6 protein-coding genes are annotated in these 7,919 nt (G+C 59.0%); 2 read left to right on the top strand and 4 right to left on the bottom strand.

What is annotated here, in order from left to right; genetic code table 11:
• Window positions 1-368 precede the first annotated feature (368 nt).
• On the bottom strand, window positions 369-1,676 hold the full coding sequence (locus F8R15_RS19525) for a BamA/TamA family outer membrane protein (protein ID WP_152845718.1): 1,308 nt from the start codon (window positions 1,674-1,676) through the stop codon (window positions 369-371).
• Between the two features lie 227 nt (window positions 1,677-1,903).
• Between F8R15_RS19525 and F8R15_RS19520 the strand changes: the two genes are divergently transcribed.
• Complete coding sequence (locus tag F8R15_RS19520) at window positions 1,904-3,508, top strand: pilus assembly protein TadG-related protein (RefSeq protein ID WP_152845717.1); 1,605 nt, start codon at window positions 1,904-1,906, stop codon at window positions 3,506-3,508.
• Here the strand turns inward: F8R15_RS19520 and F8R15_RS19515 are convergent.
• Window positions 3,502-5,160, bottom strand: a complete 1,659-nt coding sequence (locus F8R15_RS19515; protein ID WP_133052012.1) for a hypothetical protein — start codon at window positions 5,158-5,160, stop codon at window positions 3,502-3,504. The genes F8R15_RS19520 and F8R15_RS19515 overlap by 7 nt on opposite strands.
• Before the next feature lie 186 nt (window positions 5,161-5,346).
• Between F8R15_RS19515 and murF the strand changes: the two genes are divergently transcribed.
• On the top strand, window positions 5,347-6,858 hold the full coding sequence (gene murF / locus F8R15_RS19510) for a UDP-N-acetylmuramoyl-tripeptide--D-alanyl-D-alanine ligase (protein WP_083080060.1): 1,512 nt from the start codon (window positions 5,347-5,349) through the stop codon (window positions 6,856-6,858).
• Between the two features lie 11 nt (window positions 6,859-6,869).
• On the opposite strand, the gene F8R15_RS19505 is transcribed toward murF, so the two are convergent.
• Both F8R15_RS19505 and F8R15_RS19500 read right to left on the bottom strand, forming a co-directional pair.
• Window positions 6,870-7,331, bottom strand: a complete 462-nt coding sequence (locus F8R15_RS19505; RefSeq protein WP_152845716.1) for a TadE/TadG family type IV pilus assembly protein — start codon at window positions 7,329-7,331, stop codon at window positions 6,870-6,872.
• An 8-nt stretch (window positions 7,332-7,339) separates the two neighbouring features.
• Window positions 7,340-7,918, bottom strand: a complete 579-nt coding sequence (locus F8R15_RS19500) for a hypothetical protein (protein WP_152845715.1) — start codon at window positions 7,916-7,918, stop codon at window positions 7,340-7,342.
• Window position 7,919: the final 1 nt, after the last annotated feature.

Below are 7,919 nucleotides of genomic sequence, written 5' to 3'. Positions count from 1 at the left end.
CGTCGTCCCAACGCCGGCGGCGCTCAATACCCAAAACCTCGCCCCGCATAGCCCCTCCGCGCATAAGAGACGTCGTTTGCGACGTCGTTATGCACGTGTCTTAGGGCCTCACGCCGAAATCTGGCAGGCGGTGCCAACCGGGCCGTTACGATCAGCGCGCGGTGAAATCAGCTTCAACGCTCCGACTTCGCAGAGCCATTTTATGGATTCCGGAGCGAGAAGCCCCTCGAGGACGTAAGTCGCCTCGTGTTGAGCAACCAATACTCAAGCCATGCGCTGTGGGAGCCGACCATCACGAGTCGATGCTCAACGCTGTCGTTCGCTTGGAAAGGGGCGCGCCGAGCGCCAAGCCCTCCGATGCGTCAGGCTCAGAAGCGGGCCGCAACACTCAAGCCGAAACTTTGCGTGTCATCACCGGGCGCCTTGTCCATCGCTTTGGCGACGTAAAGAGAGACCGGCGCGCCCTGAATATCGAAGGTTACGCTCAGGCCGATGGAACTGCGCAATTTGAAGGAATCGTCGATCGCTCCGCCCTGCGTATCGTCAAGTGACCAGAGCGCCCCCACATCGATGAATGCTCCACCCCGCATCGGCGTGTCGAACACGGTTCCGAGGTCATGCTGCAGCTCGATCGATGCCACTGCGAACTTGTTGCCCCCCGTGAAATAATCAGCATCCTTGGGACCGAGCCCACGTGGCGCGAAGCCGCGGAAGGACACGCCGCCGAGCTGGAAGCGATCCACAGCGCGGGTGTTATCGCCCCCCAGTCCCTTGGCGACCCCGCCTTGGAAACCGAGCAAGAGATCGGTCTTGGCGCCTAGCGGGAGCCGTGCCTTCGCATTCAGGCGCGTCTCAGAAACCGTATCGATATCGCCAAGCCCCCAGAAATACTGATCGATCCCCACCTGGTATCCCGCCGAGCCGGACGCGCCCTTTTCTGATGCGCTCGCGAGTTTGTAGCTGAACCGCAGGTAGGGAGCACTGGTCGAGCTTTCCTCCTGCTGGAACAACGTACTCGAACCGTCCGAGGTGTCGCGCATCTTAAGGGAACGATACCCGAGCCCGTACTCAAGACGCCCCGCCTCGCCCAAATCCTGCGCGAGATATCCTTCGATTTGAGCGCGACGGGACGCGTAGCCCTGATCGTCGTAATCACTACGGCTGAAGAGAGCATCCATCCCGACGCCTGGCTTCCCATCGCCCAATCCCGAGTAATAGAGCGAGCTGCGCAGTGACTGCATCTCCTTGCCGAGGTTCATCTCGAGAGAACCGAACGTGTTCGGAAACAGGTTGTACCGCTCAAAATACAAAGAACCGACGACTTTGTCCTGAGTATCGTAGGCCACGGAAAGATCGATATGCCCGGGACGCATTTCGACCTCTTTGACGTCGACGACCAGTGCGTCGTTCTGAGAGCGCAGCTTGACGCTGTTGAAGACACCACTCGAACGAAGGCAATCTGCGCGCGCGTCGAGGTCCTCCGGACTATAATCGACCCCGCTCTTGAGATCGCATGCCGCCAGGATGTCTTGGCTGGCGATGAGCTTGTTTCCCTCAACCTCCACCGACTTGAAGCTCCGGGCATTCGCCTGGGTCAGACCGATTGCGACAGAGGCAACCGACGAAAATGCGATAATAGATAGTAGGGTACGGGATTGCAGGTGCTTCAGGCTCAAGCTCTTGCCTCTTGTGGTGAGTCGCGCAGGGTTTATGGATCACGCGACCCTAAGGGTCCTCCCCGGACCGTCAACGCCTGAACATCATTTTGTATCTAAAAAATATCTTCAGACCTAGATCGCGACACATTTTGATAATATCGCATAGTTATGGAAAGCGAATGACGAAAGATATGAACTAAAGTCTTGTGGCGTACGCCGCAGTTCATCTCGCAGAGGGGGACGGTTTGCGCTCTTTTGTTTATTCCGAGCGAGGTTCGATTACGATCCTCTGGCTCCTGCTGATCCCCGCGATGCTTCTTGTCGGCGGGTTCGCCACCGATATCTCGATGATCAATGCCCAAAAGCGCTACGTACAATCGCAAGCCGACCTCGCAGCTCAGAGTGCAGCACGCCATCTTCCAAACCTCTCGGAAGCCCGCACCATCGCGCAGGAGGTCGTTTCCGCGAATGACAAGTACGGGAACGTCCCGCTCGGCTCGACAGATGTGACCTTCGGAAGCTTCGACAGCAAGACGGGAACCTTTACCGCCGCACCGGTCCAGACCGACCCGACCGGCGTCACCGCGGTCAAAGTCAGCGTACCCTCCAATTTCGCCCCCTTTCTGCTTGCCCCCGTGATGCAAAACGGGAACTACGTCATCCGTCGTTCGGGCGTGGCGGCGCGTCGCGGGGCGATTTCGTTCACACTGCGCAATCGTCTCCTTGGGATCGACACTTCGCGCTCCATCCTCGATCCGCTACTCAACGATGGCTTGGGCCTCGGTGTGTCCGCCAAGCTCCTCGACTACAGCGGGCTCGCGAATACCGAGGTGGGGATCAATCAATTGCTCGGACTGGTAAGTTCGCGGATCGGTCTGGACGCGGTGAGCTACGAGGACCTCCTCAAGGCGCCGATCGCACTCGACACGCTGATCGGCGGTCTGACGGACCTAAACGGCCTACCAACGGGCGTCAGTAGCAACGCAACCAACACGGTTTCGCTCGGCTCGCTTCTGGCGCTTTCCCCGAATGTGCTGCAAGCCGAGATCGGGCAGGTTCTGCCTGACATCAAACTCAACGTGTTCGACCTTTTGGCGGCAATTGTCAGCGTCGATGGATCGAACTCGGGCGTCGATCTCGTCAACGTACCGCTGAGCCTCCAGATTCCCCATCTTGCTGCGGTCGACGTCGTAGTCTCAGCGATCCACCCTGCCGTGACAGCCCTCGGTTTCATCGATGACGTGCCCCCAGTCGAGGCGCGACTTGCCCAACTCCACGCAAAGGTTAAGACTGAATTGGCCGGTATCGTCAGTGTAGGACTGGACCTACATGGAGGCGGCGCTACCGCAACCGCTCAGACGTTGAACTGCGGCGCCATCAGTGGGAACGACACGCTCGCCACCTTTGACGTAAAAACGGCGGCGCTCAAGATCAAATTGACGACTTCTCTCCTGAACCTGATCAACGGGAAATCGTTGGAGCAGAGCGCCTCGATCCCAGTGCTAGGCGACGAACAGACGATCAGCGTACGCAAGGACCAGGTCGGCAAGGCGATCACGATCCAGAATAATCTTCACCTCTCGACGATCACCACCGCGTTGAGCGACCTGCTGGTCCAATTACAACAGAGCACAACAGACGAGAAGACCTCCTGCGGCTTGCTGAGCTGCTTGCTGGGACCGATCTTGGACCTCGTGAACGGGATCATCAGCGCCCTTAACTCCATCCTCGCCAATCTTGGATTTCTCGATGACCTCGTGAATGGCTTGCTCTCTGCGCTTGGTGTTTCGGTGGCGCAGGCCGACCTAATCGTCAACGACTACACCTGCACGGGCACACTCGTTCAATGAACCGCCGGAACGGGCCACGGGAAAAGCGGATCTGTATCGAACTTGAGCAGCGCCATTAAGCAGTGCTGGACGTTATCGACGCGAATCTCGTTATTGTAGACCTCGGTGCGCAGCCCGCCCCTCACGCGTTCGGGGCGCGAGATGTAGTACATATCGTTCTCGTTTCGAAACTGCAGCTGCGCTACGCTGCGCAGGCCGCGCCGCAGCGTTTTGGCGTACCGATCGGCCCGCAAGACGTCGCCAAGCCGCACCGCGAGCCGCCACGCATCAGCCAGTCCCTCCATATAAACGCCGGTTGAGGACGCATGTGGCGGACCGAAATCGGACCGTTTGGGGTGAAAGAACCGCCCCCAAAGATCCGGGTCCAGCGTGCCGCCCCACTGCTGCATTTCGAGCAGCCAATCATTCCGGGAGAAAACGAAATCGGCAAGCGCGGGCTCTCCGATGTCTTCGTAAAGCATAACATAGGCCTGGCTGTGCCACGGCACGAAAGCGGGGTTCGGCTGCGCCAGATGCCATGCGCTGTAATACTCGAAACTCTTGAGACATTTCGCGGCCAAACCCGGATCACGCGTCCTCCGATACAGCGTCGCCCAGAACAGAAGCGCTTCGCCGGGGTAGAAATTTTGGTTGTCATTGCGATCACCCGGCAGAAGAAAAGTGCGCCAGCTTCCATCCGGCTGCCACAGGTGATCGATGCTGCGGCACAGACCATCAAACTCGCGCTTATAGCTGTCCGGTTGCAGAAGCCGGCACTGACGCCCCTCGAGGATGGCGAGCGCCGCGAGCGCATTCGCCCCCAATTTAATCTTCCCGTCGAGAAGGATTCCCCCCAGTCCGTCGACCTCGGTGTAATAGCTCTTCAGATTGTATTGCAGGTTTCTTTGGAAGGCATCGCGCGCCGCCGGCGTTCCAAGTCGCTGCGCAATGCGACCGAGGGCGACGCTAGCCATGAACTGACGGATCGTGTTATCGGCGCTCGAATACGCCCCCCGGCTGGGCCAATACTTGTAGGTCATGCGCCCGGACGCCCGAACATTGGAGAGCATCCAACCTATCATCCCGTCGATCACGCCCTGCAACAAATCCGGACCAACCGCATCGGGCGCGATCACCTGGTTGCCCCGATATAGTTCGGCAGAGTCCGCTCCGGACCTCAGATCGACCAAAAACTGGCGCGCACCGAACCGCGCGAAGCGGGCTTTCGCCCGCACTTCTTCGAGCGACAGCCCTAGCGTGGTCGCGAAAACCTCGACTTCACGCAGAAGCTTGCGATTGCTCGCGATGGTTAGAGTCGGCGGTATGCGGTGAAGGGCGGTCCCGAGCTGTATCTCGATCCCGACCCGACCACGAGCGGCATTGGAAAAAGCCTGCTCAAGTGCTGACGCCGGTACGGGGCGGTAATCTTCGGTCAGACATAGCTCCAGGACGGTCGCGTCATCAGAGCCCCCACTCTCGCGAGCGCGCGTGATCGCCTCGGCTAATGTTGGAGCCTTCAACCAGCCGGCACGCAACAACCGACCTCCATCACGCCACGCGAACCATACCGGCCCTGCAAGCACCACGTCCGCCCCCTTCCCGAAGACGGTCGAGACGACCTCCTCCAAGGTTGCTTTCGTCGTCTCAGAAGCAGCTTTGGGGGGCGTGATCATTGCGGCCTTACTCCCGTCTCGGTGGCCGCAGTCAAGGCTCTCGCAAGCTGCCAACAAGGCACCCGAAAACACACGGCAAATAGCGACCATGTAAAAATAAAATACATTATTATCATATGCTTATCTCTTCATTTTCTCCGAACCTCGTGGCAAAATTCGCAGCCTGAAAGACACGAAGGAAATCCGATGAACCGCTCCCCTCTCTGGACCTCCGAAGAAATCGCCAAGGCAACTGGTGGACAGTGGCTCGTGGCACCACCAACGGATTGGCAACCCAAGTGCGTCTCCTACGATGTGACGGGAAACATGGCAGATCATTTCTGCGTTCTGGTTCACCCGAACAGTTGGGGAAAGGGACGGCGCGATCCGACAGGGGACATCTCGCGGCTTGCCCGCGAAGGGGCCGCCGGCATCATGGTTGAACCTTCTCATCTTCAAACTTTGCAGAGCCGGAAGGAAACACTGCCACCCGGACTTCCGGTCCTTTTGGTGCACAGTACTTGGTCTGGACTGCAATACATGGCGCAGATTGCGCGCATGCGCTTCGCGGGAAAAGTCTTTGCCGTGACGGGGACGGTGGGCAAAACCACGACACGGGAAATGATCCGCCATATGACGGATCTGCAAGGTGGCGCGACCGGATCGGCGGCGAACAACAATAACATTTCTGGAGTGCACCGCAGCCTCGCCTATATGCCGCGTGAAAACGCGGCCGGCGTGATCGAGATGGGGTTTGGCAAACCGCTCGACGGGATCGCCAGATCGTCCCGCATCGCCCAGCCCGATATCGCGGTCCTGACGACGATCGACGTCGCCCACTTCGACATGTTCACACCCGAAATGCTGGAAAAGGCGAGTGGCAGAGAGCTGTTGTTGCGCCACAAGTCGGGCATCTTCACAGGTCTCGTGCCCGGCGGCGCCGCCGTGATTAACGCGGACTTGCCTGAATACCAACTTGCAAGAGCCCTGGCAGAACGCCAGACGCCTCATGTCTTCGGTTTTGGCGAAGCCGAAGGAGCCGATGCACGCCTTGAGAGAGCAGAGCTGACATTGGGCGGGTCGCAGGCCCATGTCAGCGTCCTCGGACATCGCTTTCTTCTGAAGCTGCAAGTCCCGGGGCACCATATGATCATCAACGCGCTGGGAGCCCTTCTGGCGGTCGGGCTGGCCGGGTTTGATCTGGACAGGGCGGTCTCCGACATGGCCGATTTCGCACCGGTAAAAGGTCGTGCCCGAGTCGTCACGGCAAAGCTGCGCGAGGGCGGAGAGGTGACGATCATCGATGACAGCTTCAACGCGACAATTGCCTCGATGCGCTCCAGTCTGCAACTGCTTCGACTGGCCGAGCCGCGCGCAAACGGCCGGCGGATCGCCGTTCTGGGAGAAATCGGCCATGTCGGCGCCACCGAGGCGGAGGAACACCGTGCTCTGTCCAAGGCGGTCCTCGAAAGCGGCGCCGATCTCGTTTTTTCGTGGGGCCTCTTGATGCGGCCGATGTTCGAAGCCCTGCCCGCAGGCATTCGGGGGGCGCATCAAGACGACTCCGTTGAAGTTCTCTATGCGCAGCTGCGAACCACTCTGCGCGACGGCGACGTTCTGACCGTCAAGAGCGGACGCGGCGTGAATGGCCTCGGCGACATCCGTTTTCGTAAATTCGTCGAACATCTCGTCGCGGGAAAGGATGCGCTTCTCCTCTGATCCGTTGGCGCTCAATTCACAATGACCGCAGCTTGACGCGTGATCTCTCCAAGCCGCACACCAAGAAACTCCGAGAAGGTTTCCGCAAAGCTACCCGCCATGTCATATGTCACAGCAACCGTGAAGACCCCATTGCTGTCCGGCTGATTTGGGCATGCCGAGAGCGGCCGGAAATCCGCCGCCGAGAGGGTGACGGAGTTCTGGATTAGCCGCGGCAGGTAATCGGCATCGAGCTTGGAGCAGATATCGCCGCTAAAACTGGGATTATCGGCGAGGACCATTCCGAACCGCGCAAGTTCGAACGCGACCTGCTGGACCTCGCTCTGGGCCGCGATCGCGAAGCTAACAAAAGCGATTAGCGCCAGCATCAAAAGGATCAAAGGAAAGACCAGCACGAACTCGATCGTGACGACACCATCTTCACACCGTTTGAAACGCTGGAGAGAGCCAATGAATGAATGATCAGACATCATGGAGCGTCCTAGTTGAGCGCGGGCGTATCGCTTCCCAGCCCGGACGTGCTGGACAGATCGATGGCGGAGGGATGTTTCCAGTACCGATTACCGCTCTGAGGCATGAAAAGGTCGCGCGGATCCGAGATCATCGCAGCGAGATTTCCGGCGACGGCACAATTTGAATTCACCCTGCACTCGCTACGATCAACGTTGATCCCGATCATATGGGCGATCCGGACGATTCCATGCGATCCAACCGGGTCGGAAGCGTCAGACGGCATCACTCGCAACGCGCCGTGAGTATCCCCGATGAGATTCCGCAAGGTTGCGCTGCGTTGTCGATTGACCTGTACGTTGCAGCCACGCGGGAGTGAGGCGATCACGACATCCTTCTCGGGATGGGCGTTTCGCACAAGGAACCGGCTCAGTCTCTTCTGCTCCGCCTTCCCAATGCTGGCTGAACAGCTATCTAGGAACGCGTAGCTGTGGACCTGTGTGGCTTCATCGGCGCTCAGCCGTTCTAGTGTGTGCTCCGTCGGCGGGGCGGCACATCCGGTGAGCAGTAGTCCGGAGAGAAACAATGGCATCGCGAAACGCAGGTTCATC

It is taken from the genome of Thioclava sp. JE_KL1 (genome assembly GCF_009296265.1).
Classification (GTDB): Bacteria; Pseudomonadota; Alphaproteobacteria; order Rhodobacterales; family Rhodobacteraceae; genus Thioclava.
This window is presented reverse-complemented; position numbering and strand designations above follow the sequence as displayed.

Excerpts from the sequence above, each read along its gene's own strand:
- F8R15_RS19515 (WP_133052012.1), bottom strand. The coding sequence starts at position 5,160 with ATGATCACGCCCCCCAAAGCTGCTTCTGAGACGACGAAAGCAACCTTG.
- murF (WP_083080060.1), top strand. The coding sequence starts at position 5,347 with ATGAACCGCTCCCCTCTCTGGACCTCCGAAGAAATCGCCAAGGCAACT.
- F8R15_RS19505 (WP_152845716.1), bottom strand. The coding sequence starts at position 7,331 with ATGATGTCTGATCATTCATTCATTGGCTCTCTCCAGCGTTTCAAACGG.
- F8R15_RS19500 (WP_152845715.1), bottom strand. The coding sequence starts at position 7,918 with ATGAACCTGCGTTTCGCGATGCCATTGTTTCTCTCCGGACTACTGCTC.